Annotated in this window: 23 protein-coding genes and 1 riboswitch; of the genes, 9 read left to right on the forward strand and 14 right to left on the reverse strand. The window is 66.0% G+C overall.

Annotation, left to right across the window (positions count from 1 at the left end; genetic code table 11):
• The first annotated feature begins 220 nt into the window (after window positions 1-220).
• The 4 genes from KAR29_RS01625 to KAR29_RS01640 all read left to right on the forward strand — a co-directional run bounded on the left by KAR29_RS01625 (window position 221) and on the right by KAR29_RS01640 (window position 4507).
• Complete coding sequence (locus tag KAR29_RS01625) at window positions 221-1234, forward strand: hypothetical protein (protein WP_274373918.1); 1014 nt, start codon at window positions 221-223, stop codon at window positions 1232-1234.
• Entirely contained in the window at window positions 1153-1818 is a 666-nt protein-coding gene (locus KAR29_RS01630; RefSeq protein WP_274373919.1) for a protein-L-isoaspartate(D-aspartate) O-methyltransferase, read from the forward strand. The genes KAR29_RS01625 and KAR29_RS01630 overlap by 82 nt, the downstream gene beginning before the upstream one ends.
• A 97-nt stretch (window positions 1819-1915) precedes the next feature.
• A complete protein-coding gene (locus tag KAR29_RS01635) occupies window positions 1916-3124 on the forward strand; it encodes a M20 metallopeptidase family protein (protein ID WP_274373920.1) in 1209 nt (402 codons plus the stop codon).
• A gap of 270 nt (window positions 3125-3394) precedes the next feature.
• Window positions 3395-4507 carry a Synerg-CTERM sorting domain-containing protein gene (locus tag KAR29_RS01640; protein ID WP_274373921.1) on the forward strand — a complete coding sequence of 371 codons (1113 nt, stop codon included), beginning with the start codon at window positions 3395-3397 and terminating at the stop codon, window positions 4505-4507.
• Window positions 4508-4650: 143 nt separating this feature from the next.
• On the opposite strand, the gene KAR29_RS01645 is transcribed toward KAR29_RS01640, so the two are convergent.
• The 5 genes from KAR29_RS01645 to KAR29_RS01665 all read right to left on the reverse strand — a co-directional run bounded on the left by KAR29_RS01645 (window position 4651) and on the right by KAR29_RS01665 (window position 9430).
• Window positions 4651-5277: a cyclodeaminase/cyclohydrolase family protein gene (locus KAR29_RS01645; RefSeq protein WP_274373922.1), complete on the reverse strand. Its 627-nt coding sequence runs from the start codon at window positions 5275-5277 to the stop codon at window positions 4651-4653.
• 38 nt (window positions 5278-5315) lie between these two features.
• Window positions 5316-6557: an imidazolonepropionase gene (hutI, locus tag KAR29_RS01650; protein ID WP_274373923.1), complete on the reverse strand. Its 1242-nt coding sequence runs from the start codon at window positions 6555-6557 to the stop codon at window positions 5316-5318.
• The gene (ftcD, locus tag KAR29_RS01655) at window positions 6554-7477 is read right to left on the reverse strand and encodes a glutamate formimidoyltransferase (protein ID WP_274373924.1); all 924 of its coding nucleotides are present in this window, start codon (window positions 7475-7477) and stop codon (window positions 6554-6556) included. The genes hutI and ftcD overlap by 4 nt, the downstream gene beginning before the upstream one ends.
• A 181-nt stretch (window positions 7478-7658) precedes the next feature.
• On the reverse strand, window positions 7659-8267 hold the full coding sequence (locus tag KAR29_RS01660) for a histidine phosphatase family protein (RefSeq protein ID WP_274373925.1): 609 nt from the start codon (window positions 8265-8267) through the stop codon (window positions 7659-7661).
• The gene (locus KAR29_RS01665; RefSeq protein ID WP_274373926.1) at window positions 8264-9430 is read right to left on the reverse strand and encodes a DVU_1551 family NTP transferase; all 1167 of its coding nucleotides are present in this window, start codon (window positions 9428-9430) and stop codon (window positions 8264-8266) included. Before KAR29_RS01665 ends, KAR29_RS01660 begins: the two co-directional genes overlap by 4 nt.
• 101 nt (window positions 9431-9531) lie before the next feature.
• On the opposite strand from KAR29_RS01665, the gene KAR29_RS01670 reads away from it, so the two are divergent.
• The gene (locus KAR29_RS01670) at window positions 9532-10353 is read left to right on the forward strand and encodes an XdhC family protein (protein ID WP_274373927.1); all 822 of its coding nucleotides are present in this window, start codon (window positions 9532-9534) and stop codon (window positions 10351-10353) included.
• 20 nt (window positions 10354-10373) lie between these two features.
• On the opposite strand, the gene KAR29_RS01675 is transcribed toward KAR29_RS01670, so the two are convergent.
• The 9 genes from KAR29_RS01675 to KAR29_RS01715 all read right to left on the reverse strand — a co-directional run bounded on the left by KAR29_RS01675 (window position 10374) and on the right by KAR29_RS01715 (window position 20040).
• Window positions 10374-10829: a Fur family transcriptional regulator gene (locus KAR29_RS01675; RefSeq protein ID WP_274373928.1), complete on the reverse strand. Its 456-nt coding sequence runs from the start codon at window positions 10827-10829 to the stop codon at window positions 10374-10376.
• Window positions 10826-11848 (reverse strand): molybdopterin-binding protein, encoded by a 1023-nt coding sequence (locus KAR29_RS01680; RefSeq protein ID WP_274373929.1) that lies wholly within the window; start codon window positions 11846-11848, stop codon window positions 10826-10828. Before KAR29_RS01680 ends, KAR29_RS01675 begins: the two co-directional genes overlap by 4 nt.
• Window positions 11823-12920: an ABC transporter ATP-binding protein gene (locus KAR29_RS01685; RefSeq protein WP_274373930.1), complete on the reverse strand. Its 1098-nt coding sequence runs from the start codon at window positions 12918-12920 to the stop codon at window positions 11823-11825. Before KAR29_RS01685 ends, KAR29_RS01680 begins: the two co-directional genes overlap by 26 nt.
• Window positions 12907-13569 (reverse strand): molybdate ABC transporter permease subunit, encoded by a 663-nt coding sequence (gene modB / locus KAR29_RS01690; protein WP_311135605.1) that lies wholly within the window; start codon window positions 13567-13569, stop codon window positions 12907-12909. Before modB ends, KAR29_RS01685 begins: the two co-directional genes overlap by 14 nt.
• Window positions 13542-14285, reverse strand: a complete 744-nt coding sequence (locus tag KAR29_RS01695) for a molybdate ABC transporter substrate-binding protein (protein ID WP_274373931.1) — start codon at window positions 14283-14285, stop codon at window positions 13542-13544. Before KAR29_RS01695 ends, modB begins: the two co-directional genes overlap by 28 nt.
• 161 nt (window positions 14286-14446) lie before the next feature.
• On the reverse strand, window positions 14447-15184 hold the full coding sequence (gene modA / locus KAR29_RS01700; protein ID WP_274373932.1) for a molybdate ABC transporter substrate-binding protein: 738 nt from the start codon (window positions 15182-15184) through the stop codon (window positions 14447-14449).
• A gap of 241 nt (window positions 15185-15425) precedes the next feature.
• Window positions 15426-15848, reverse strand: a complete 423-nt coding sequence (locus tag KAR29_RS01705) for a cupin domain-containing protein (RefSeq protein ID WP_274373933.1) — start codon at window positions 15846-15848, stop codon at window positions 15426-15428.
• An 82-nt stretch (window positions 15849-15930) separates the two neighbouring features.
• Complete coding sequence (locus tag KAR29_RS01710; RefSeq protein ID WP_274373934.1) at window positions 15931-18729, reverse strand: molybdopterin-dependent aldehyde oxidoreductase; 2799 nt, start codon at window positions 18727-18729, stop codon at window positions 15931-15933.
• 144 nt (window positions 18730-18873) lie between these two features.
• Window positions 18874-19012: riboswitch (molybdenum cofactor riboswitch) on the reverse strand.
• 272 nt (window positions 19013-19284) lie between these two features.
• Window positions 19285-20040 carry a Rossmann-like domain-containing protein gene (locus KAR29_RS01715; protein WP_274373935.1) on the reverse strand — a complete coding sequence of 252 codons (756 nt, stop codon included), beginning with the start codon at window positions 20038-20040 and terminating at the stop codon, window positions 19285-19287.
• Window positions 20041-20529: 489 nt separating this feature from the next.
• Here KAR29_RS01715 and KAR29_RS01720 point away from each other — a divergent pair, with 489 nt between their 5' ends.
• From KAR29_RS01720 to nrdD, 4 genes are all read left to right on the forward strand, one after another.
• Window positions 20530-21102, forward strand: a complete 573-nt coding sequence (locus KAR29_RS01720) for a ribonuclease HI family protein (protein WP_274373936.1) — start codon at window positions 20530-20532, stop codon at window positions 21100-21102.
• Between the two features lie 314 nt (window positions 21103-21416).
• Window positions 21417-23453, forward strand: a complete 2037-nt coding sequence (locus KAR29_RS01725) for a ribonucleoside triphosphate reductase (RefSeq protein WP_274373937.1) — start codon at window positions 21417-21419, stop codon at window positions 23451-23453.
• Window positions 23450-24208 (forward strand): anaerobic ribonucleoside-triphosphate reductase activating protein, encoded by a 759-nt coding sequence (locus tag KAR29_RS01730; RefSeq protein ID WP_274373938.1) that lies wholly within the window; start codon window positions 23450-23452, stop codon window positions 24206-24208. The genes KAR29_RS01725 and KAR29_RS01730 overlap by 4 nt, the downstream gene beginning before the upstream one ends.
• On the forward strand, window positions 24180-24338 hold the full coding sequence (gene nrdD, locus KAR29_RS01735) for an anaerobic ribonucleoside-triphosphate reductase (RefSeq protein ID WP_274373939.1): 159 nt from the start codon (window positions 24180-24182) through the stop codon (window positions 24336-24338). Before KAR29_RS01730 ends, nrdD begins: the two co-directional genes overlap by 29 nt.
• The last annotated feature ends 98 nt before the right edge of the window (window positions 24339-24436 follow it).

The raw sequence follows: 24436 nt of genomic DNA on the forward strand, positions 1-24436 counted from the left end.
GCTTTGTCATAAAGAGGTGAGAGGATTGAGGCCTTTCGCAATCCTGGCGGTGCTTCTGCTTCTTCCCCTCGGCGCCTTTGCCCAAGAGGTCTCCCCCTTTTCCGAAAAAAGGCCGGTGCCGCGGCTCCTTGCCCCCGGCGTTTCTTTTTTATGGTCGGAGACCGTCTCCTTTGGCCCCGCGGCGTCGATGTGCCCCCCTCCGCGGGAGAGCTCCCGCCAGATGCCGATTTCGACACAGGACCTGTCCCTCCTGGCGACGTCGGCTCCCGTCGTCGCCCTCGTTTCCCTCGAAGAGGGCGGCTCCTTCGCCATCGTCGGCCCTCTGGCCCGCCGCGGGGCCTTCCTGCTTCCTCTGGGCCCCGTCGCCTTCGCGGCCCCTCCGTCCTCCCATCTCCCTCGGCCGGATTTCCCCGATCTGACCCAGACGGACCGTTCCCTGGGGCTTCCTCTGGGAGGTTGGGTTCACTGCGGCCCCGTGGCCGCCGCCGATATCCTCCTGTCCTTGAATCTCGTCGACGACGGGGCGGAGACGGCGCGCCTCCTGGGGAGCCGCCCCTTCATGGATACCCGCTTCCTCTCGGGAGGGACGTCGCCCTGGCGCTTTCTCTCCGGCCTCGATGCCTTTCTCGACGAAAGGGCCCTCTCAGGCGTCGTCCTCGAGTATCAGGGGTGGCCCTCCCGGGAGTGGCGTCACGGTTTCGTGACATCGCCCTGCTGGAACGACATCGCCCTGGCCCTCGCTTCCGGAGGCGGCGCCGTGCTCCAGGTGGGATGGTACGTCGAGGAGAGGGGGCAGTGGCGGCGGAGGTCGGGGCACTGGGTCGCCCTGGCCGGCTACGACGGAGAGACCTGGTTCGTCGCCGATCCCGGCCCATGGGCGGGAAAGACCCCGGCCCTCCAGTCCGTACGTTTCGCCCCCGTGGCGGAAGGGGTTCTCCTCGTCGCGGAGGGGAACCGGATGGAGGGCCGGGCCTACCGGGAGGTCCTCTCGGGCCTCGCCCGTCCCCGCCGGGGCGAGCGGGCCGTCGCCGAAGGCGTGGTCCTTCTCTGGCGCATTCCGCCCGGCGCTTTTGCCCTGAAGGCCTTGCCGCCTCCGGCCTCGATGGAGCCGTGCCCTTCGGCGGAGACAGGGAGAAAAAGGAGGTCCGCCCTATGGCGATGGCCTGGGAAAAAGAGGCGGAGCGGATGGTTCGGACTCAGATCCTGGCCCGCGGGATGGCCGAAGGTCCTCTGACGGAGGCCATGAGATCTCTGCCCCGTCACCTCTTCGTCCCGCCGGAACGGCGTCATCAGGCCTGGGACGACGGTCCCCTTCTCATCGGACGGGATCAGACGATCTCCCAGCCCTACATGGTGGCCCTCATGACGGACTATCTCGGCGTCGGCTCCGGGGATGCCGTCCTCGAAATCGGCACCGGATCGGGCTATCAGGCCGCCCTCCTGGCCGCCTTGGGCTGTGCCGTCACCTCCGTCGAGAGGATCGTCTCCCTGGCCCGGCGTGCCGAGGCCCTCCTGAGCCGGCTGGGTCTCGATGTGACCGTCGTCGTCGGCGACGGCCGCGAGGGAAGACCCGAATCGGCCCCCTACAGGGGGATTATCGTCACGGCCGGCTCTCCCCGGCTCTATCAGGCCTGGTCCGATCAGCTCGATCGGGGCGGCCGCCTCGTCGTTCCCCTTACCCTGTCTCCGGGACTGGAACGCCTTTTCATCCGGGAACGCCGCGAGGAGGGGTTCCTCGACGACTGGAAGGAGTACTGCCGCTTCGTCCCCCTTCTCCCCGGCCTCGACGACGGGGGTGGCGACGTCGGCGGGAGCTGAAGCCTTCCTCCGTCGCGCGAGTCCTCGTCCCTTGCGTTCCCGTCGGTCATGACAGGCCGCGGGTTCCCGTTGCGACAGCAGAAGGAGAGGATAGATCATGGTCGCTGATTTTCTTCGAGACGCTCGGGCCGATAGGGAATGGATCGTGACGACGCGAAGAGATATCCACCGCCACCCCGAGCTCGGTTTCGACCTGGAGCGGACGGCGGCCCTCGTCGAGAGAGAGCTCCAGCGGCTCGGGATCGAGACGCGGCGGGCCGCCGTCACGGGCGTCGTCGGGCGCCTCCGGGGGGACCGGCCGGGGCCCGTCGTGGCCCTGCGGGCCGACATGGACGGCCTCGAACTGGACGACAGAAAGGCCGTCCCCTACGCCTCGGCCTTTCCCGGCAGAATGCATGCCTGCGGTCACGACGCCCACACGGCCATGCTCCTCGGCGCGGCACGCCTCCTCGCTCGGAGGCGCCACCTCCTGGCAGGGGAGGTCCGTTTCCTCTTTCAGCCCGCCGAAGAGGGGGACGGAGGGGCCCTTCCCATGATCGGGGAAGGGGCCCTGACGGATCCCGACGTGGACGCCGTCTTCGGCCTCCACGTCGCTCCCGAATTCGCTCCGGGCACGATCGGCCTCTCCCGGGGGAAGCTGCACGCCGCCTCCGATCTTTTCGACCTGGTCCTGTCGGGAAGGACCAGTCACGGAGCCAAGCCCCATCTCGGTATCGACGCGCTCGCCGTGGGGGCCCAGGTCCTCTCGGCCCTCCAGCAGATCGTGAGCCGCCAGACCGATCCCCTCGATCCGATCGTCGTCACCGTCGGCACCTTTCATGGAGGGACGAGGAGAAACATCATCGCCGGTCGGGCCGAGATGACGGGCATCATACGGACCGTCGACGCCGCAAGGCGCGTCTGGGCGCGGCAGAAGGTGAGGGAGGTCGCCGAAGGCGTCGCCTCCGCCCTCGGCGCCCGGGCCGAACTGCGCTTCACCGAGGGCTATCCCTGTCTCGTCAACGACGGCGAGCTGGCCCGCTATGTCGAGACCGTCGCCTCCGACCTCCTCGGCGACGGCGCCGTCCGGATCATGGAGAAGCCCACGATGGGCGTCGACGATTTCGCCTATTTCGTCGAAAACCGCCCCGGCGTCCTCGTCATGCTCGGCACGGGCGACGGGGAAAAGGAGACCTGTCACCCTCTCCATTCCGACCTTTTCGACATCGACGAGGCGGCCCTGCCTATGGGGGCGGCCCTGTTGGCCCGCATCGCCGCCGACTTCGCCGGTCGGAGGCCCGCCTCGGAGGTGCGGGAAAAGCCGTAATCGCTGCCCGATGGCCCCGCAGGCGCTTCTGTCGCCGGGGAAACGGCGGGTCCCGAAAGAGACGGACGAAAGAACGAAGGCGAGGAGGGCCTCTGACGGAGGCCCTCCTCGCCTTTTCGCGGGTCTGAGACGACGAAAGCCCTCGTCTGGAGATCGTCGATCTTCCGGGACAAAGGGGAATAAAAATTAAAATTTAGTTATATTAAGTTTCGTCAGGAGACCCGATCGACGGGGCGATGTGTTGTGCCCAAAGCAATGTGTGGAAGACCGTTGCTGACCCTGCGCGGCGATGTCGTCGATGACCTCTACGACGGCGCCATCGGGACGGAATACTGGGGGTTCACGCAGAAGGATCTGGACGAAGGCGGGGACTATCTCAAGACCGACGAAGAGGTTCAGGTGAACGAAAACGCCCTGGAGAAGGGCCAGTATGTCGATATCGATCACATGGCCGCCGTTCTCGACGGCAACCTCTCGGTGCGGATCGTCGGGAACATAACGGACTGGGCGGGCAACAGGGTGGCGGGGAGAAAATACGATGCCGTGATCAAACCCTGGCTGGGGCACGTGATGCGGACTCCTCGAGTCGGCGTCTATGTCTACGCCGACAGGGCCGTCGAGAAGTCCTCGGTCGAGCTGGCGGCCCGGTACATCGATGAGATCCTGGCGAACGAGACTTACGGACAGAAGATCGCCGACGGGATCACCAAACTCCACGCCGGTCTGGCGATCATCGCCTACGGCCATCACGCCTACATGCAGCCGGGCATGAGGGACGTCTACGGCGCGAACAGCCACCAGTACCTCTACGTGGAAGGGTTCGGCGGCGGAATCGCCCAGACGTCGGAGAGCAATGTCCTCAGGGACAAGGTCTTCACGCGGTATGACAACGAGTTCATCTTGGGACACGAATTCGGGCACACCATCCACTTGAGCGGCATGGAGGTCTACTGCCCCGAACTGTACGAGGAAGAGGGGGACACCTACGAGGCCGTCGTCGGCGGGAAGGGGCTGTGGGGCAACTCCTATGCCGGCTCCAACTTCGAAGAATATTTCGCCACGCTCTCGGACATCTGGCACGGCACGATGCGGGAGTCGACGGACGGGACCTTCAACGGCACCTGGGGGCCCGTCAACACGAGAGAGGAATTGGCGCGCTACGATATCGACGGCTTCAATCTCATGAAGAAAGTCTACGAAAACGGGAGCGAAACGATGTTCGCCGGCACGGCCTGGGAGTCGAACCTGGGCCCCGATATCTACGACATCGACGGTTCCCTCCGCCAGACGGCGGCGGGAGGGGGCAGCGGCGGCTGCAATGTCGGCGCCGGCGGCGCGTTCCTGTTGCTTCTGGCCCTGCCTTTCGCGCTGCGCCGAAAATAGAGGGCTCTGCCCGGATGGCCGAGGCGTTTTCCCTTGCCGCCGCGGGATGTCCGAAAGGCCGAGACGAAGGAAGGGGAGCCTCCGCCCGAACTCCGGGCGGAGGCTCCCCTTCCCAATAGACCTACAGAGGGGCGGGTCCCGTCTTACAGGAGGGACTCGATGTGTCGTTCCACGTCGGAGACGGTCTTCTCGATGCGCGAGAGGGCCCCTTCGATTTCCCCTCTCGTCGTCGTGACGAAGGCCTCGTCTTTGATGCCGCCCAGGTTGATCCGGACGTTGTAGGCGGCCGCCATGGCGGCCGCGCGGGCCAGAAGGGCCGCCGTGCCCGCGTCGGTGACGGCGTTGCCGTTGCCGCGCCGCGCCGTCTTCTCGGCCAGTTCGGCCAGAAGCTGGCAGGCCGTCAGGGTTTCGAGGGGGACGAGGGCGGCCTCCTTGAGGCCCTCCTGCATCTTGGCCGTTCGGAGGGTTTTCTCCTCCTCCGTCTCCTTGGGCATCTTCATGGCGGCGAAGAAGGTGTTGAAGGCCTCGCTGTCCTGTTCCATGAGGGAGAGGAACCGCGTCTGGAGTTCCTTGGCCTCTCGCTGGACCTTGCCCATCTCGTCCCAGACGTCGCGGTATTTCTCCTTGCCGATGGTGAGGTTCGTCACCATGACGGAGAGGGCCGCTCCCAGGGCGCCGCAGAGGGCGGCGACGCTGCCGCCGCCGGGGGCGGGCGAGTCGGAGGCAAGTTCCTTGGCGAACTCCTTCAGAGTCATCCTGGACAGTTCCATCGTGTCTCTCCTCTCTGTACTCTCGTTGTCGTGGTCCTTCAGGCGACGTGTTCGCCGCGCTTGTAGACGGCCAGAACGGGCGAGACGCCGGCATGGTAGGCGATCCCCGCCGGCGTTTCGGCATCGAGGAGGAGGAAATCGGCCGATTTCCCCTCGTCGAGGCTCCCCACGCGACCGGCCAGGCCCGCCGAGTAGGCGCTGTTGAGCGTCGTCGCCGTAAGAGCCTCTTCGGGCGTCATGTCCATGTTCATCACGGCCAGGCCGAAGATGAAGGGCATGGACTCGCAGAAACAGGAGCCGGGGTTGCAGTCGGTGGCGCAGGCCACGGGAAGGCCGAGCTCGATCATGCGCCGGGCCCGGGCGTAGGGCTTGCGGAGGCTGTAGGCCGTGGCGGGAAGGAGGTCGGCGATGACGCCCGCGGCGGCCATGGCCTTGAGCCCCTCGTCGTTGGCGGCCAGGAGGTGCTCGGCCGAGAGGACGGCCAGCTCTCCGGCCAGGGCGGCGCCTCCCGTGTCGTGGACTTCGTCGACGTGGGCCCGGAGCTTCAGCCCCGCCTTTCGGGCCGCCTCGAGGAGGCGGCGGCTCTGGGCGACGGAGAAGATCCCCTCCTCGCAGAAGATGTCGCAGGAATCGGCGATGGCCTGGCCGACGACGGCGGGGATCATCTCGTCGACGATGAGGTCGACGAAGCCGTCGGCGTTGCCTCGGAACTCCTCGGGAACGGCATGGGCCCCCATGAAGGTGGCCGTCACGTCCAGGGGCGTCTCGCGGCGGATGCGGTCGATGACGCGGAGCATCTTGAGTTCGCTCTCCGTGTCGAGGCCGTAGCCGCTTTTGATCTCCATCGTCGTCGTTCCCAGGGAGAGGGCCGAGAGGACGTTCTCGGCCGTCGTCTCGAAAAGCTCCTCCTCCGAGGCGGCCCGGACGGCCCGGACGGAGGAGAGGATGCCCCCGCCCTGGCGGAGGATCTCCAGGTAGGGCGTTCCGGCCCGACGCAGCTCGAACTCCCTCTCGCGGCGCTCGGCGAAGCAGATGTGGGTGTGGGGATCGACGAAGCCGGGGATCAGACAGGCTCCGCCGCAGTCGATTTCCATGTCGGGGCGGCGGTTGAGCCGCGCCGTCACGCTCTCTTCGGCGCCGACGGCGACGATCCGACCCCCTTCGGTGAGAAGGGTTCCCTTCGCGAAGACGGCGATCTCTCCCTGAGCCGACCCGGCGGCAGGTCTTCCCCTGTCGACGGGGGTGTGGATGGCGGCGTTGCGGAAGAGCTTGACCGTCATCGGTCGTCGTCTCCCATCATCTCCAGAAGCTTGAGTTCGATGACCTGTTTGGGGTCGAAACCGGCGACCTGCATGTAGTAGGCGGCGCTGTCGAGGACGGCGGCGGCGGGGACCATGCCGTAGATTTCCGTCTCGACGACGGAAACGCCCCAGCGGGCCGCCTCCATGCGGATCGTCTCGAGGACGCGGTAGAGGGCGTTCTTCTCGTAGTCGACGATGTTCATCGAGACCTGGACGAGGCCCCGCTCCTCGAGGGCCAGGCCGATTCCCTTGACGTGACAGAAGCCGCCCTTGGAGGCCCGGACGGCGTTGGCGATCTCCTTGGCCACGTTGACGTCCTTCGTCGCCAGGTTGACGTTGAAGGCGACGAGGAACTTGCGGGCGCCGATGACCGTCGCCCCCGCCGTGGGGTGCAGGCCGGGGCCTCCCAGGTCGGGGTGGCGGTCGGGGTTCGTCCGGGCCTCGTCCTTGAGCACCTCGTACTGTCCCTTGCGGATCACCTCCAGCCTCTGACGCTCGGGACGGAGGGCCGCCTCCTCGTAGAAGTAGACGGGGATGGCCGTCTCGGCCTGGTAGCGCCTGCCGAAGTCGTGGGAGAGGGTGACGCACTCCTCCATGGTGATGTTGCTGATGGGCGTGAAGGGGATGACGTCGACGGCTCCGATGCGGGGATGGCCGCCCTGATGGGCGTTCATGTCGATGGCGTCGCGGGCCGTCAGGGCCGCCTCGACGAGGGCGTCGCCGATCGCCTCGGGCTCGCCGACGAGGCTGACGACGAGGCGGTTGTGATCCTCGTCGGCCCGGTAGTCGAAGAGGTAGCAGCCCTTCGTCGCCTTGAAGGGCGCCACGATGGATTCGATGACGTCCTTCCTTCTGCCTTCGCTGAAATTGGGGACACATTCGATGAGACGTTTCGCCACGATCGTTCCCTCCCAGATATGAGGGCCTCGAGGGCCCCTTTCGATCCGATTTGAGCTCATAGTATCAAATGCCACGGTTTTCTCAAGTGCTTTTGTGTATTCATGAAGGGGTTTCCCCTCGCGACCGGGTCCATTCTCTCCCTCGCGCGTCAGGACCGCGTCAAAAAGGGTCGGTCCGATCTCAGGGGAGGGCGGGGCGGGGGCGCCAGTTGAGGCAGAGGATCTCTTTTTTCCCGTTCCTCTGCCTCAGGAGGGAGAGGGAGGCGTAGTCGAAGGAGAGGCGGAAGAGGCGTTCCGGCTCAAGGCCGAGGAGGTCGGCGAAGAGGAGGCGCAGGACTCCGGCGTGGGTGACGACGAGGCTGTCTCCGCTGTTTTGTCCCATTATACCCCTCAGGAGGGGAAGGGCACGTTCGGCGAGGTCCCGAAAGCTTTCGCCCCGAGGGGGGCGAAAGCCCAACAGATCCCGTCCCCGGTCCCTGTAGGCCCGAGGGTCCTCCTTTTCCACGTCGCGGCGGCGGCGGAGCTCCCAGTCTCCCAGTGCGACCTCCCGCAGCGCCGGGGCGGCGATGACGGAAAGAGGCCTGGAGCCGACGACGATCCGGGCCGTCTCGGCGGCCCGGATCAGGTCGCTGCTGTAGACGGCGCCGAAGGAGAAGGCCCTCAGCGACTCACCCAGTTCTTTTGCCTCCTCTCGGCCTCTGGCCGAGAGGAGGACGTCGCTCTGTCCCAGGAAGAGCCCCTCTTCGGTGAGTTCCGGCTCGCCGTGGCGGACGAGAAAGAGGCGGCTCACGTCAGGTCTCCCAGGATGTGGAGAAGAGGTTGCCCCGCAGCTCTTTCGATGGCCCCGATGAGGGACTCTGCCCTGTCCAACCGCTCCATGGCGCCCCTGAGGGAGGAGGGGCGGTCGGCGAAGCGGCGGGCCATCCTTTCCCGTCGGATGGCGAGGGAGACGACGGTCGTCCCCTCGACGATCTTGTCGGCGGCGAAGAGGAGAGAGGCCTCGTCGAGGGCGTCGTCGTCGGGGCCGACCATGTGAGAGGCCACGAGGGGAGCGATGGTGCCGAAGCCCCAGCGGATCAGGATCCGGGCTCCCTCTTCGGCGTGGTCTTCGCTTCCTCTGGCCAGGTCGTGGACGAGGGCGGCGCTGCGGAGTTTGGCGCGGTCCAGCGAGAGGGCCCCTTCCAGGGCTCGGGCGAAACGGTCGGCCACGGCGGCGACGGTTTCGCCGTGACGCCGGACTCCCTGGGGCGTCCCGGCCAGATCCCAGAGGACCTCGCATTCGGCCTCGGAGGGGATGCCATGCCGCAGGGCCCTCTCCCGGAGGCGGTCATAGTCCTCGGGCGAGTCCATGTCGAGGAGGATGGCCTCGTCGGCGACGGCCACGTCGCGGGCCTCCGTCTCTTTCTCGGCCAGGAGGGCCCGCAGCCCTCCCCGCGATCCGTCGTCTTCGGCGATGGCGCCGAAAAAGGATCGTCCCACCAGAGGTGGGTGTCCCCTCCGGCCCGAAAAGGTCGGGTAGGCCAGGGAGGCCCCCTCGTCGTGGGCCTTCAGGAGAGCTCCGATCGTGGCGGGCGAGACGAGAGGAACGTCGACGGGAAGGAGGAGAAAGGCCTCGGCATCGCCGAGGGCCTTCAGGCCGCACTGGACCGAGGAGAACATCCCCTTTCCGTAGTCCTCGTTGAAGGCCGTGGCGCAGTTCAGACGCCGAGCCTCGGCCTCGACGGCGTCGCGGTAGTGTCCCGAGACGACGACGATCTCCTCGACGCCGCCCGATCGGAGGGATCGGACGGCCCTCTCCAGGGCCGAACTCCCTCCCAGGTCCAGGAGGGCCTTGCATCTCCCCATGCGGGAGGCGAATCCGGCGGAAAGAAGGAGCGCTTTGGGCGAAACTCGTCTTGCCCCGATTTTTTCCGATAAAGGCGGGAGGACTTTTGCTTTTTTTTGTTCTTGCATAGATGAGTCTCCTTTAGGCCTTTTGCTCGCAAAACATCTTGTTTTTGCAGGCACTTGATGTCAAGATGAGCTTACTCGATGAGAGAAGGAGGTCAAATGGGATGTATAAAGCTTACAACAATGTTTTCGAGGCCATTCACGAGGCCCTGCAGGCGGGCGATCAGGGCGTTCTCTGCACCCTCGTCGAGGAGGCGGGGTCGACGCCCCGTTCCCGGGGGGCCCGCATGTGGGTCCGTCCCGACGGCTCCATCGTGGGGACCGTCGGCGGAGGCGTCCTGGAGCACCGCGTCATCGCCAGGGCCCTGGAGATGATCGCCTCCCGGGAGGAGGTCTCCTACTTCAAGGAGTCCCTCGAGGGAGACCCCGCCTTCGGCGACGAGGCCATCTGCGGCGGTGCGGCGGGCGTCTTCATGGAGTATATCGGCCAGCAGAAAAAGGTGGTCATCTTCGGAGGAGGCCATGTGGGACGGGCCCTGGCCCTCGTGGCCGTCGCCTCCGGCTTCGGCGCCGTCGTCTGGGACGAGCGCGACGAATTCGCCAACGCCGAGCGTTTCCCCGGAGCCGTCGTCCACTGCTGCCCTCTCGAAGGGGCCTTCGACGGCCGCATCGCCTTCGACGAGGCGACCTTCGTCGTCATCGTCACCCGGGGCCATGTCCTCGACGGCGACGTGGCCCGCCTCCTGGAGGGCAAGAAGGCGGCCTACCGGGGGATGATCGGCTCCCGCAAGAAGGCGTCGGCCCTCAAAAAGGCCCTTCTCGCCGAAGGAGTGGGGAGTGCCTATCTCGATTCCATCTTCTCTCCCATCGGCCTTCCCATCAACGCCGAGACGCCCGAGGAGATCGCCCTCTCCGTCATGGCCGAGATCGTCGCCGTCGACCGGGGGGCCGACGTGAAGGGGCTGCGGAGTCACGGCAAGGTCTGACCTACCGCCCGCCTTCCGCTTCAGTCCGCCTCCGGCCTCTCCTGGCCGGAGGCCTTTTTTTCGCTCTCCCCGGCTTGGCAGGCCGGACAGAGGCCGTAGACGACGAGCTGTTTGCCCGATACGGAACAGCCTTCGGGGACGTCGACGCGGGGAAGGCGCTGGCCGAGAAGGCAGACCATGAGGCCGCAGCCGAGGCAGAGGAAGTGAGGGTGGTTGCCGGGACAGCCCGGCATGTCGGGCCGATGGGCGCAGAAGCGCCAGGCGCCGTCCGTCCCCTGGACGCGATGGACCAGACCGGCCCGCTCCAGCGATGTCAGGGTCCGGTAGAGGGTGACCCGATCGGCCTCGCCGCCGAGACGTTCCAGGACGTCTCCGTGGGCCAGGGGACGTCCCGCCTCGAAGAGGATCTGGAGGACGCGGAGGCGGGTCTCGGTGGCCCGGAGCCCTGCCTCCTCCAGGATGGTCCGCTCCGTCATGGCCTCGCCGCGAAAGAACAGTCGGGATAGACGCAGACGGGACAGTGGCGGCAGAGTCCCCCGACTCCCCAGAGGCGGATCTCCCTCTCCGTCGGGCGGACCCCGGCGAAAAGGAGCTGGAGAAGGGGATCTAGGGTCGTCCGTTCGTCGTGGACGACGCAGGCTGGGGCACCGACGACGAAGGCCATGCCCTTCGTCGCCAGCATCAGCATCGATCCCGGCAGAGCCGGAACGCCCCGGAAGAGAACCTCGTCGGCGACGGATCGGATGGCCTCAGGCGTCAGGTCGTCGGCGTCGACGCTCATGCCGCCCGTGCAGACGACGAGATCGGCCCCCTCGTCGAGGAAGGCTCCGATGGCCTCGGCGATGGCCTCCCTGTCGTCGCCGACGATGCGCTGTCCCCGAAGGCGGCCGCCCAAGGCCGTCACCTTCCGTTCCAGCTTGGGGCCGAAGGCGTCCTTGATCCGCCCCTGGGCGATCTCTCGGCCCGTCGTGACGAGGCCCACCTCGAGGGGGCGGAAGGGGAGAACGTCGATGGGGCGCCCCGTTTTTTCCGCCCGACGGACCTCCTCGTCGGCGACGCAGAGGGGGAGGATGCGGAAGGCGGCCACCTGCTCGCCTCGGCGGACGGGGCTGTGACGGGGGAGGGTGGCGAAGATCCACTGTCCCTGGCCGTTGAGGGACTCGACGGCCTTCTCGTCATATTCGAGCAGGCCGTCGCCGGTGGCGACGAGGACGCACTTCCCCTCGCGGGGACCTCGGGTCTCGACGCCCCTGCCCCTGACGACGGGGGCGAGGCGCAGGGCCGCGTCATCCTCGTGGACCTCGTCCGGTCCGAGCTCCATCAGCGTCAGGTGTTCCCGTCCCATGGAGCGCAGCGTCTCCAGGTCGGCCTCGGTGACGATATGGCCTCGGCGGAAGCGGGCTCCCTTGTAGCCTTTTTCGACGTCGATCTGGGTCAGGTCGTGGGCCAGGGGCAGGCCCAGGGCCTCTTCAAGGGCGAGAACGGTGAATTTCATCGCAGCAGACGACCTCCTCGGGGCGGGGTTTGAGAAGGGAGACCGATCGGGGCCTGACGGCGAAACGGACCGTCTCTCCCTCCCTGAGGCTCAGGGAGGCGTAGGCCTCCCTCGAAAATTCGGCCTGCCAGGTCAGGCCGCAGGCGGCGAGGTCGACGCGCGTCGTCGACCCCATCTGGATCGTCTCGACGACGGTCCCGGTCAGGACATTTTCGGCCAGCTGCGGGTCGACGGGAAGGTGGGGGTAGAGGATCTTGACCTCATGGGGAGCGATGAAGGCCCTGGCCTGTCCTCGCTCCTTCGTCGACGGCGGCAGGAGGAGCCGTCCCCTCTCCCAGACCAGCTCGATGCCGCCCTGAAAGTCGCGGACGTCGCCGGTCAGGAGTGTGCCCCATCCCATGGAGCGCCAGGCGGCCTCGACGGCGTGGTTTTCCCAGAGCTTGGCCACCGGAAGGGAGGCCGCCACGGAGCCGTCGTTCATGAAAAAGACCCGGTCGCCAAGGGCGCAGACGTCCTCGATCTGATGGGTGACGTAGAGAAGGGGAGTGCCCGTTGCGGCATGGAGTTTCTTCAGCTCCCGCCTCAGCGTGCGTCGCAGAGGGCCGTCGAGGGCGCTGAAGGGCTCGTCGAGAAGGAGCAGGTCGGGCTCGGGAGCCAGGGCCCGGGCCAGGGCCACCCTCTGTCTCTGTCCCCCCGAAAGCTGATGGGGGAGCCGCTCTCCGAAGCCGTCGAGGCCGACCATGGCGAGCCATCGGCGGGCCTGCTCGAGGCGTCCGTCGCCCTTGAGGCCGTAGGCGGCGTTCTCGATGACGGAAAGGTGGGGAAAGAGGGCCGGATCCTGAAAGACGAGGCCGATGCGGCGTTTCCCCGGCGGCAGGGCAGAGAGGTCCCGGCCGTCGAGGAGGAACGTCCCTTGCGCCGGCCGGGACAGTCCCGCCAGGAGACGGAGGGTCTGACTCTTGCCCGCCCCGCTGGGGCCGAAGAGGACGGCGATCTCCCTTTCCATGGAGAGGGAGACGTCGAGGCGGAAAGAGCCCAGATCGTGGCGGAAGGAGCTCTCAAGCCAGCTCACGGCGGTCCTCCATGGTACGGACGAGGAGAAGGCAGCCGACGCCGACGGCCGTCAGAAGGAGAGCCGCCACGTGGGCCAGGGCGAAATCGAGGGACTCGACGCGGCCGTAGATGTACAGGGGCAGGGTCTGCGTCCTTCCGGGGATGTTGCCGGCGATCATGAGGGTGACGCCGAAGTCGCCCAGGGCCCGCGCCGACGAGAGGGCCAGCCCGGCCAGGAGGAAGCGCCGCGCCAGGGGGAGAGTGATCCGTCGGAAGACGGCCCCCTCGCCGTCGCCCAAGGTCCGGGCCGCGTCTTCGAGGCGCTCGTCGACGGAGGCGAAGCCCGATCGGGCCGACTGGACCATGATGGGCAGGGCCGGTAGGAGGGGCGCCACGGCGGCGGCGGGAAAGGAAAAAAGCAGCCCCAGGTCGTGGAGAAAGGGGACGCGGCCGAAGAGCATGAGGAGATAGAGGCCCAGGACGGAGGGGGGCAGGACGACGGGCAGGAGAATCAGGAGATGGAGCAGCTCCCGCCCGCGGAAGCGCCTCTTGGCCAGCAGCCAGCCCAGGGCCGTGCCCAGGATCAGCAGAAGGGGGATGTCGACGGCCAGGACCTTGAGGCTGACCCAGAGGGCCGACGTCACGGCCGCATCGCCTCGAAGCCCCACCTCTCCCAGATGGAGGCGGCCTCGGCGGAGAGGCAGAAGGCCCAGAAGGAGCGGCTGTCGGATCCCGCCGCGGCGAGAAGACCGCCGATCATCTCCGTCGTTTTTCCGGCGATGACGGCGATCGAACCTCCCGCCTTGATCTCCGTGCCGACGGGAACGAAGGCCGCGGCGGCGGCTCCGCTCTTGACGGCCAGAACGCCTCCGGGGGCGTTGCCGACGATCAGGATGCTCCCGGAGCCGTTCATCTTCTCCCATAGCCCCCGCTCCTGGAGGTATTCTTTGCCGAGGAAACCGTAGGCCGTGGTCTCAGGGTCGGGAAGGGCCAGGGGCGACGGGAGATCGGCCAGGTCGACGATCCTGTCCGGCTTGGGCCACCAGAGGGCCAGTTTTCCCAGGGCGAAGACGGCCGATTCGTTGAGCAGCCCCTTCTGTTCGAGCCACTTCGGCCAGCGGGGCTCGGAGAGCAGGAGCATCTGGTAGGGGGCTTCGGCGGCGATCTGCTTGGCCAGGGTCCCGCAGGATCCGGTGACGATCTCCAGCGAGGCGCCGCCTCCCTTCACGTGGGCGGCCAGGACCTCCTCCACGGCGGGGGCGATTCCGGCGGCGACGGCGACGACCTCGGCCCGGGCGACGGAGGGGGAGAAAAGGACGAGGAGAACAAGGACGACAAAGACGACAAAGGACTCGCAGCGATGGCGGACTTTAAAGGCGTTCACGGCACGGTCTCCTTCCTGCACGGCGACATTTTGTCGGCCGACTCCGACGGGACCTCCTGCGGTTTTCGGAGAGTCGAGGCCTGATAACCTCGCGGCCGGGGCGATATCGGCTGGAGAAGAGGGCCGGTATCGCCTCGGTCTCTCGGTTCAGACAGGTGCCGTCAACGGGCTGCCGGTTCGAAGCCCCACTTTTTCCAGATCGGAGCGGCCTCGGCCGACCGGATGAAGGACCAGAAGGCCCTCAGGTTATCGGTGGCCTTTCCCTTGACGAGGCCGCCCGAGTTGCCCAGAGGTTTGATGGGAAGGAGGGTGTAGCTGCCGCCCTCCATTTTGAGGGCCACCGAGAGGGAGACGATGCCCACGTCGGCGCCGCCCTGGGCGGGGATGATGGCCGCCGTCTGGATGACGCCTCCGATGACGACCTTCCCCTCGGCGAGGAAGGCGTCATAGACGCCCAGCGACTGGAGATAGTCCTTGGCCGCCTTGCCGAAGGGAGCCGTCTCGGGATCGGCGATGGCGATCTTCAGCTCGCCCGAGGGGAGACGGTCGACGGAGGGAGCTTCCGCCTTGGGCCACCAGAGGGCCAGAGGGCTCGTCGCCATGGGGGCCACCTCTTCGAGCAGCCCCTCCTCGTCGAGGTGTTTCGTCCACTGAGCGCTTGCCGAGAGGAAAAGGCCGAAGGGGGCTCCCGCCTTGATCTGGGCCGCCAGCTTGCCCGAGGCTCCCGCGACGAACTGGGGCGCCTCTCCCCGGCCGGAAGAGCTGAAGGCGGCCGCCATGTCGGCCATGCAGTCGCCCATGCTTCCGGCGACGGCGACGGTATCGGCCGAGGCGGCAAGAGGGACGAAGAAGATAAGAGAGACCACCAGCAGAGAGCGGAGCGATCGTTGCCACTTCATGATTCGAACCTCCTTCGGATTGGGGAATGCCGGTCTTGCAATCTTGTTGCATTTTATGAAGACCATACACCCCTCGTTCCCGTCAGTCAAGGCGGAAAACCGAAGTAAATAACGTCAAATCATCTAATAAAACGATATAATAGCTCTATGGGTTTTGATCACGACAAAACGTACCACCTTGATGCTTTTGGCAACAGAGGAGGCATTCCGGTTTGCCGTGGCAGGACGGAATGGGATCGCGTCAGTTCTCCTGTTCTTTTTCCTCGATGCGCCGCTGCTTCATTCCGATCCGCCTTCCCTGAGGGTCGCCCCGCCAGGGGACGATGCAGAGGAAGGTGAAGGGGTCGTCGCCGCTGTTGCCGTAGGAGTGGGGCACGTCGGCGGGGACGTGGGCCCATGAGCCCTGAGGCAGATCGTGAAGGACGCCGTCGATGACGACCTGTCCGTGGCCGTCGAGGGTGATGAGGTAGTGGGGCCAGTCGTGCTCGTGGACGGGTATGATCTTCCGGGCCGGCAGGGTGAAGAGGCGCACCGAGTAGTCGTCGAAAAAGCGTCCGGGGCCGAAGACGATCCGCTTCAGCACCCCTTCGCCGAGAGAGGCGGCGCTGATGAGGGGCAGGTCGTCCAGCTTGCCGGCCAGGTTTTCCTGCAGAGCTTCCGTCATGGTCGTCCCTCCTTGTACAGGGAGCGTCTCCCCCTAGGGGGAGACGCTCCGTCGTGCGGAGCGGAAAACCCACTCCGTCAGGTCAGGCTTTTTTCGCCTTGAGGCCCTCGAGGACCCGCTCCGGCGTGGCCGGAATGGTGGTGAGCCGCACGCCGCAGGCGTTGTTGATGGCGTTGAGGATGGCCGGATGGGGCGCCGAAAGGGGCATCTCGCCCGTTCCGGAGGCGCCGAAGGGGCCGAACTCGCGAGGCGACTCGAGGTGGATGAGACGGATCGCATCGGGCACGTCCTTGATGAAGGGCAGGCCGCAGCCGATGAGGTTGTTGTGCTTGCGCATGTCGACGAAGTCCTCCGAGAGGGCCAGGCCGATGCCCTGGGCGATGCCGCCGTACTGCTGTCCCTCGACGACGGCGAAGTTGTTGATCTTTCCCACGTCGCTGACGAGGGTGAAGCGCTCGACGGTCGTCTTGCCCGTGGCCAGCTCGACGGCGACTTCGGCCAGGAAGATGCCGAACATGTGGTTGGCGAAGGGGTAGCCCTGTCCCGTGGCGTCATCCATGCCGGTGCAGGTCTGGATCTCGCCGTCGACGTTGCGCAGCGTGGCCTTGTAGTAGCCCTCGTGGTAGACGGGGATGTTCTCGGCGATCATCTCGTCGTAGGTCCTGTAGGTCCCGTCGGGGCGGCGCATGGCGTTGAGGAGCTTCTGGCAGCTGTCGACGATGGCCATGCCCACCATGACCTGGCAGCGGCTGGCGGCGGCGGCGCCGCTGTTGGGGGCCTTGGCCGTGTCGCTGAGGACGAGCTTGATCTGCTCCGGTTTCAGTCCCAGAGGACGGAGGGCCTCATGGGCCGTTCCGACGCAGCCCATGTCGGCTCCCTGGCCGTGGTCCTCCCAGGTGTTGTAGAGGGTCACGCCGTCGCGGGTCAGCTCGATGTGGCTGTTGGCGTCGTCGGCTCCGTCGTCGTTGGAGTTGTAGATGCCGATGGAGATGCCCACGCCCCGCTTCACCGTATCCGTCGAGAGGGCCTCGGCCTTGGCCTTGGCCTCCTCGTAGTAGGGACGCATGCGGTTGACCATGGCCTGGAGGGGGTAGACCTCGGCCTTCTGCCCGCTGGGAAGGGTGTCGCCGACGCGGAGCAGATTCCTCTCGCGGAACTCGAGGGGGTCGATCCCGGCTTTCTCGGCCAGCATGTCGACGGCGATCTCGCCGGCGTGGTAGGTCTGGGGGGCGCCGTAGGCGCGGAAGGCCGCCGACCAGCGGTGGTTGGTGAAGAGGGTGTAGCCGCAGCCGCGGATGTCGTCGACGTGGTAGGGGGCCAGCATGAACTGGCCGCCCTTGTTGGTCAGGTCCTGGCTCGACTCGGAGTAGGGGCCGTGGTCGACGTACCAGTGGTTTTCCAGGCCGACGATCTTGCCCTTCTCGTCGGCGCCGACGCGGACCTTCATGAGGAAGGGAGAGCGCTTGGGCGTCCGGACGATGTGCTCCTTCATGTCGAGGCGCATGTAGACGGGCCGCCCCGTGGCGATGACGCAGGCGCCGAGGAGAGGCTCGTTGGTGGGGGCCACCTTGTAGCCGAAGGAGGCGCCCATGTTGTTCTGGATGACGCGGATCTTGGAGGGGGCCACGCCGAGACCCCGGGCGATCATGAGCTGGTGGCGGTAGACGCAGATGCTCTTCGTCTGGAGCGTGAGCCGTCCCTCTTCGTCGTAGTAGCCGAAGCCGCAGTCCGTCTCCATGGTGAGGTGAGGCTGACGGGAGCTGTAGAACTCCTCGTCGACGACGAAGGGAGCCCTGTCGAGGGCGGCCTTGGGATCGTCGCCCTTGATGATGGGACGCTTGTTGAAGGCGTTGGGGATGCCGTCGATGTCGGCGATCTCGTCGTAGACCTTGATCGCTCCGGGGGCCATGGCGTCTTTCACGTACAGGAGGGGCGTCAGCTCCTCCAGCTCGACTTTGACGGCCTTGGCCGCCTCTCGGGCCAGAGTCTCCGTGTCGGCGCAGACGATGGCCACGGACTCGCCCCACTGGCGGATCTTGTCGCCTTCAGGGACGAGGATGCGCCGCTCCCATCCGTCCGTCGTGGCCGTTCCGGAACCGACCTGGCCTCGGATGCGGTTCGTGCCCTTGTTGGCGAAGATGTCGGCGGCGGTGACGATCTTGACGACGCCGGGCATTTTCTCCGCCTCGGAGAAATCGATCTTCTTGACCCGGGCGTGGTGCGTCTCGGGGCAGACGCAGGCGGCGAAGAGGGTTCCCTCGGGAAGCTTGAGGGCCACGTCGTCGCCGAAGTCCCAGGTTCCCGTCACTTTATAAACGGCGCTGGGGCGGGGGTAGTAGGTTCCCCAGACGGCCCCGTCCTTGCCGAGCATCTCCGAGAAGTCGGTCATCTCCTCCTCGCCGCGCAGGACCTTGGCGGCGAGCATGACGGCGTCGACGATCTGGACGTAGCCCGTGCAGCGACAGGCGTTGCGGTGCTTCTGGAACCAGTCGCGGACGTCTTCCCGGGTGGGGTTGTGGTTTTCGTCGAGGAGGCCCTTGGCGCTGACGATGAAGCCCGGCGTGCAGAAGCCGCACTGAAAGCCTCCGCATTTGATGAAAGCCCACTGGAGGGCGTGGAGGCGGCCGGGAGCGCCCATCCCCTCGATGGTGAGGATCGAGGCTCCATCGGAGACCTTGGACCACTTGACGATGCAGGACTGGACCAGCTTGCCGTCCATGAGGACGTTGCAGACGCCGCACTGGCCCACGCCGCAGCCGACCTTGGTGCCCGTCAGGCCGAGCTGCCTGCGGATCACGTCGGCCAGCGTCGTCTCGGGATCGGCGACGACCGAATGGGGACAGCCGTTGACCATGATGCTCTTGCGGAAGTACTGTTTCATATCGTCCCTCCTCGTGCCTCTTTCGTCCCCTGCGGGACGGTTCCTCGCTCCCCTGAGGGGAGCCCCCCTGAAATAGCGAAACTCTCGGAGAGAGGCGCAAAAAAGGCCGCTCCCCGCACAGGAAGCAGCCACGAACAGCCGAAAGACTTTTCGGTCGTTCCTCCTTTCCGAACGCGGGAGGCGTCCCCGTTTCCGCGGGACACCCATCGGCCGACGGTCCCTGGCCTTTCGGAGAAGCAGTCGAAGGCTTTAGGCACTGAAGGCTCGGAGGCTCTATTTGATTGAATATTACCGTAACATCCCGAGGAGCCGGAAGCAAGAAACAAAAGTGAACAAAAGCTTTTGCGACGAAAATAGATTTTGCAACAAAGTTGCAAATCTACGGGAGGCGGATAGGGTTTATTCGTGCCGGTGAATCTGCCGGGCTTGGCTTGACGATAGTTGATCGACGCCCTTTTGTGTTATCTGAAAGGAATTTTTTGTTCTTGCAGGCAAGTCCTTGGTCTTATGGGTCAGGCCAAAGCAACTTTTTCCCCGTAGAAGTCCGACAGACTCCTATTCGGCCTCGAAACAGAGTCTCTCCAGATGGAGCAGGCAGGCGGCGAAGGCGATGGTCGTGCCGAAAAAGACGACGGGTTTTCCCCGGGCGGCGAAGGCGGCGATGGTTCCGTCGAGGGAGTCGTTGACGAGCGTCGATCCCGTGGCGAGCCCCCACTCGCCCTCGGCGGCGAGACGGTTCAGCTCCGTCCGCCCGTCGAGGATCGTCACGCCGGCCTCGACCTTGCCGATCCTCTCGGGATCGAGGTCGACGACGAGGAGCTTTTCCGGGCCGAGGCGCTCCGAGAGGGCGTGGACGAATCCCGGCTGGTAGCCGACGAGGGCCACCTTCCCCCCGGGGGAGAGGCGGCGGGCCGCCTCTTCGGCCATGGCCTCGGCACAGCGTCCCGTGGCGGCGTCGTGACAGTGGATCGTCGATCGGACCCGTCCCAGCCTTCTCCCGATGGCGTTGGCCGCGGCGACGAAGAGCGCCCTGTTGCGGTCGCTCGTCGGCTCGATGTCGAGCAGGTCTCCCAGAGTCCCCTGCCACCCCGCCGGGGTCGACGTGAAGGCCTGCCCTCTGCCGTCGCCGTACCGGGCTTCGATGAGTTTCTCCTTTCCCTCCATGAGGGGGTAGTCGTGCCAGGGGGCGGGATCGCCGATGGCCTCGGCCACGCCCAGGGGACGGATTTCGACGGTCTCGTTCCGGTCCAGTTCCCTTTCTTCGACGAGAGCGATCACTTTTTGGCGGAAACGTTTCATGGACGAAGTCATCGAGGTCACTCCTTTTTTCGGTTCTCTCCCCCTTTCGGGCGGGGGCGAGGAGGGTTCCCGACGAGCCCCGGGGTGAAATCCCAGGGGCATGTCGGCGGTGGAGCGAGGGCCGCGAGCGGAAAAAGGGACCGTGTCTCCGTCCCGAGGCTTTGCACGGAGAGATCCTGACGGCCTTTGTCCACAAGCCCAGCCCCGGATGGAGAGGGCTCGGATCGGCCCTTCGAACGGCCTCACAATAGCAGCGGGGCCGCCCCGTTGCAACGCCAAGGAGAGGGCTTCCCCTCGGCAGTCGGGGTGGATCTTCTCCCCGAATCCGCCCCGACGCGGTGAGCGGGAGGGTACCCCGTCCGCCGGGGCCGGGGGGCTTCTCGGTGTCCGAACCTCGGGGATGCGACTTCCTCCACCGCGCGGCTCGAGCCGCTCCGGAGCGGAAAGAGCTAGAATAGGACGATGATCCAAAAGGACAAAAGGACAAGAAGGAGGACCACCATGACCTTTATCGGGCATTTCGACGGCGCCTCGCGGGGCAATCCCGGCCCGGCCGGGGCGGGGGCCGTCCTGTACGATCCGTCGGGGCGGGAGATCTGGAGCGCCGCCCGTGCCCTGGGGAATCGGACCAACAACGAGGCCGAGTACGAGGCCCTCATCCTTCTCCTGGCCGAGGCGGACCGGCGGGAGCTGAAGAGCCTCATCGTCCGCGGCGACAGTCAGCTCGTCGTCCGCCAGATGAAGGGGGAGTGGAAGATCCGCGAGCCCCGCCTGGCCGAACTGGCCGGCCGGGCCCGAAACGGTGCGGGCGCCGTCGACGTCACCTACCAATGGGTCCCGCGGGAGCGGAACGAGCGGGCCGACGCCCTCTCCAACGAGGCTCTCGACGGCCCGGCGAAGGTCCTCTCCGCGCCGGAGGAGACGGTGATCCTGGAACCCGTCGAGGGAGCCATCTTCCTCGCCCGGGGAGAGGAGACCTACGCCGTCGACGTCGCCCACGATTCCTGCAGCTGTCCCGCCTTTCGCCGTCGAGGCCGGTGCAGGCACCTCGACGCGGCGCGGGAGCGGCGTTAGTGGATTTTTAGCTGAAAATTCACGAAAGACCTCTTCGTTCGAGGGGGCCCCTTCATGTCGGGTCAATAGTCCTCGAGGCACATCTTGGCCCCGTAAAGAGAGTCCAAAAGTACCGTCTTTTGCGGTAGTCGGCACACTAGATATGTGGTATTCTCCCCTCAGATGCCCCGTATCTAGTGCTCCGATCGCCTCCTCCTCCTCTTTTCCTCCCTCTTCCCGCAGCGCTCCGCGCCGCAAGGCCGGAGTCGGTCCGTCTTCTGCCGCCTCGGGATATCGTTCCCGTCGCGGCCCTTGTCGTCTGAAAGGGGATCTTCATGGTCATTCGCTTCATCCGCAAACGGGACGGGCAGGAAGTCGATTTCGACGTCCGCAAAGTCGAGAGGGCCGTCGAAAAGGCCGCTCGCGCCGTAGGCCGCGACGAGCCGGAACAGATCGGCCGTGACGTGGCCCGCGGCGTCACGGCCTACCTTCAGATCTTCTTCTCCCGCGAGGGCATTCCCGCCGTCGAGCAGGTCCAGGACCTGGTCGAGAAGATCCTCCTCGAAAAGGGCTATGCCGACGTGGGAAAGGCCTACATCCTCTACCGGGAGCAGCATGCCCGCATGCGCGACACGCAGCGCCTCGTCGGAGGCGCCGTCGACATGGTCAACCAGTACCTGGAGCGCATCGACTGGAAGGTCAACGAGAACAGCAACATGAGCTACTCCCTCCAGGGGCTGAACAACTACATCGCCTCGGAGATCACCGCCCAGTACTGGCTCCAGGAGATCTATCCCCCGGCCGTGCGCGATGCCCACGTCGCCGCCGATCTCCACATCCACGACCTGAGCAACCTCTCCGTCTACTGCTGCGGCTGGGACATCCAGGATCTCCTCCGGTCGGGCTTCACCGGCGTGGCGACCAAGACGGGAAGCCTGCCGCCGAGGCATTTCCGCACGGCCCTGGGCCAGATCGTCAACTTCTTCTACACCCTCCAGGGCGAATCGGCCGGAGCCCAGGCCTTCGCCAATTTCGACACCTGCCTGGCTCCCTTCATCCACTACGACGGGCTGAGCTATCGGGAGGTGAAGCAGTCCCTCCAGGAGTTCGTCTTCAACCTCAACGTCCCCACGCGGGTCGGTTTCCAGACGCCCTTCACCAACATCACCCTCGACCTGACGGTCCCCGCCGGAATGGCGGGCACTCCGGCCATCGTCGGCGGCCGCTTCATGGACCGGACCCTGGGCGAGTTTCAGGCCGAGATGGACATGCTCAATCGGGCCTTCGCCGAAGTCATGCTCGAGGGCGACGCCAACGGCAAGGTCTTCGGCTTTCCCATTCCCACCTACAACATCACCGAGGACTTCGACTGGGACAATCCCGTCCTCGACCCCGTCTGGGAGATGACGGCCAAGTACGGCATTCCCTACTTCGCCAACTTCATCCATTCCGATATGAGCCCCGACGACGCCCGGAGCATGTGCTGCCGCCTCCGCCTCGACAACAGGGAGCTGCGCAAGCGCGGCGGAGGTCTCTTCGGCTCCAATCCCATGACGGGATCGATCGGCGTCGTCACCATCAACATGGCCCGCATCGGCTTTCTGGCCCGCACGGAGAGCGAGTTCTTCGACCGCCTCCTCCACCTCATGGACCTGGCCAGGGAGAGCCTGGAGATCAAGCGCAAGGCCCTGGAGAAGCTCACCGAGGCGGGGCTCTATCCCTACTCGCGCTTCTACCTCAGGGAGATCAAGAGGGCCTCGGGAAACTACTGGAACAACCACTTCAACACCATCGGTGTCAACGGCATGAACGAGGCCCTTCTCAACTTCCACGGTCACGACCTCACCCGACAGGAGGGCATCGATTTCGCCGCCAAGGTGATGCGCCGCATGCGCGACCGCCTGGCCGACTATCAGGAGGCGACGGGGAACCTCTACAACCTGGAGGCGACGCCCGCCGAGGGGGTCACCTACCGGTTCGCCCGCAAGGACAAGGAGCTCTTCGGGGCCCGCATCGCCTGCGCCAACCAGGAAAATTGGCTCCACGGCGCCGAGCCCTACTACACCAACTCCTCTCAACTCCCCGTGGGGTTCACCGACGACATCTTCGAGGCCCTCGACCTCCAGGACGAGCTTCAGACCCTCTATACGGGCGGCACGGTCTTCCACGGCTTCCTGGGCGAGAACCTTCCCGACGTGGACAGCGTCAAGGCCCTGGTCCGCCGCATCGCCGATCACTACCGCATTCCCTATTACACCATCACGCCCACCTTCAGCGTCTGTCCCGTCCACGGCTACATCCCGGGGGCCCACGAGTTCTGCCCCTACTGCGACGCCGAAAGGGGCTACGTCGAGGAAGAGAAGATCTCATGAAGCTCGCGGGCCTGATCAGGACGAGCCTTCTCGACGACCCGGGCTACATCTGCTGCGTCGCCTTCACCTCCGGCTGCGACCTGCGCTGTCCCTACTGCCACAACGGCGATCTGGTCGAAGGGGCTGTCGATGGGGAGGGGTTCCCGCTGGAGAGGCTCTGGGATCATCTCGAGGCCCGTCGAGGTCGGCTCGACGGCGTCGCCTTCACGGGAGGGGAGCCGACGCTCCAGCCCGATTTGGCCGAGGTCCTGGCCGAGGCCCGGGTGCGGGGCTTCCGGGTCAAGCTGGACACGAACGGCACGAGGCCCGGCGTGCTCGAGGAGCTGCTGGGTCGCCGTCTCGTCGATCGCGTCGCCCTCGACGTCAAGTTGCCTCTGGAGCGGTACGGCGAGCTGGGGGCCTCGCCGGACCGGATCGAGGCCGTCGGGAAGAGCCTCTCGCTCCTCCTTGAAGGTGCCGTCGACGTCCTTTTTCGCACCACCGTCGTCCCCGGCCTCCACGACGAGACCGATATGGAGGCCATCGCGAAGCTCTGCCGGGGGGGAGGCGTTTCGTCATCCAGAACTTCCGTCCCGGCAAAACCCTCGATCCCTCCTACGGAACGAGAGCTCCCTTCCCGCCGTCGCGGCTGGAGGGGTTTCGGAAAATCCTCGAGGCACAGGGCCTCGTCGTCGACATACGACCCTGAAGGGTCCCGTTCGATCCGCGAAAGGAGAGCTGCTCCAAATGGAAAAGGACAAGAGAACTCGCTGTGAGATCTACTCCCGCGTCGTCGGTTTTCTCACCCCTGTCTCGCAGTGGAACAAGGGGAAAAAAGAGGAATTTCGCGATCGCCGCACCTTCGATCGCGTCCTTGAAAAGAAGGCCCAGGTCGCGGTCCACTGAAGCGACGATCCGTCACGTTCAGGCGGCGCAGGGGGAGGTCCTCGGACCTCCCCCTGCGCCGTTTTTCGGTCCTCGCCCTCTCGAACGCGTCACGGCAG

Source organism: Aminithiophilus ramosus (assembly GCF_018069705.1).
Taxonomy (GTDB): domain Bacteria; phylum Synergistota; class Synergistia; order Synergistales; family Aminithiophilaceae; genus Aminithiophilus; species Aminithiophilus ramosus.

Coding starts and splice junctions, on each gene's coding strand:
- KAR29_RS01710 (WP_274373934.1), bottom strand. CDS start 18,729: ATGAAACAGTACTTCCGCAAGAGCATCATGGTCAACGGCTGTCCCCAT.
- KAR29_RS01730 (WP_274373938.1), top strand. CDS start 23,450: ATGAAGCTCGCGGGCCTGATCAGGACGAGCCTTCTCGACGACCCGGGC.
- KAR29_RS01635 (WP_274373920.1), top strand. CDS start 1,916: ATGGTCGCTGATTTTCTTCGAGACGCTCGGGCCGATAGGGAATGGATC.
- KAR29_RS01725 (WP_274373937.1), top strand. CDS start 21,417: ATGGTCATTCGCTTCATCCGCAAACGGGACGGGCAGGAAGTCGATTTC.
- KAR29_RS01625 (WP_274373918.1), top strand. CDS start 221: ATGCCGATTTCGACACAGGACCTGTCCCTCCTGGCGACGTCGGCTCCC.
- KAR29_RS01670 (WP_274373927.1), top strand. CDS start 9,532: ATGTATAAAGCTTACAACAATGTTTTCGAGGCCATTCACGAGGCCCTG.
- KAR29_RS01675 (WP_274373928.1), bottom strand. CDS start 10,829: ATGACGGAGCGGACCATCCTGGAGGAGGCAGGGCTCCGGGCCACCGAG.
- KAR29_RS01630 (WP_274373919.1), top strand. CDS start 1,153: ATGGCGATGGCCTGGGAAAAAGAGGCGGAGCGGATGGTTCGGACTCAG.
- KAR29_RS01715 (WP_274373935.1), bottom strand. CDS start 20,040: ATGACTTCGTCCATGAAACGTTTCCGCCAAAAAGTGATCGCTCTCGTC.
- nrdD (WP_274373939.1), top strand. CDS start 24,180: ATGGAAAAGGACAAGAGAACTCGCTGTGAGATCTACTCCCGCGTCGTC.
- KAR29_RS01680 (WP_274373929.1), bottom strand. CDS start 11,848: ATGAAATTCACCGTTCTCGCCCTTGAAGAGGCCCTGGGCCTGCCCCTG.
- KAR29_RS01705 (WP_274373933.1), bottom strand. CDS start 15,848: ATGACGGAAGCTCTGCAGGAAAACCTGGCCGGCAAGCTGGACGACCTG.
- modA (WP_274373932.1), bottom strand. CDS start 15,184: ATGAAGTGGCAACGATCGCTCCGCTCTCTGCTGGTGGTCTCTCTTATC.
- KAR29_RS01645 (WP_274373922.1), bottom strand. CDS start 5,277: ATGGAACTGTCCAGGATGACTCTGAAGGAGTTCGCCAAGGAACTTGCC.
- hutI (WP_274373923.1), bottom strand. CDS start 6,557: ATGACGGTCAAGCTCTTCCGCAACGCCGCCATCCACACCCCCGTCGAC.
- KAR29_RS01720 (WP_274373936.1), top strand. CDS start 20,530: ATGACCTTTATCGGGCATTTCGACGGCGCCTCGCGGGGCAATCCCGGC.
- KAR29_RS01665 (WP_274373926.1), bottom strand. CDS start 9,430: ATGCAAGAACAAAAAAAAGCAAAAGTCCTCCCGCCTTTATCGGAAAAA.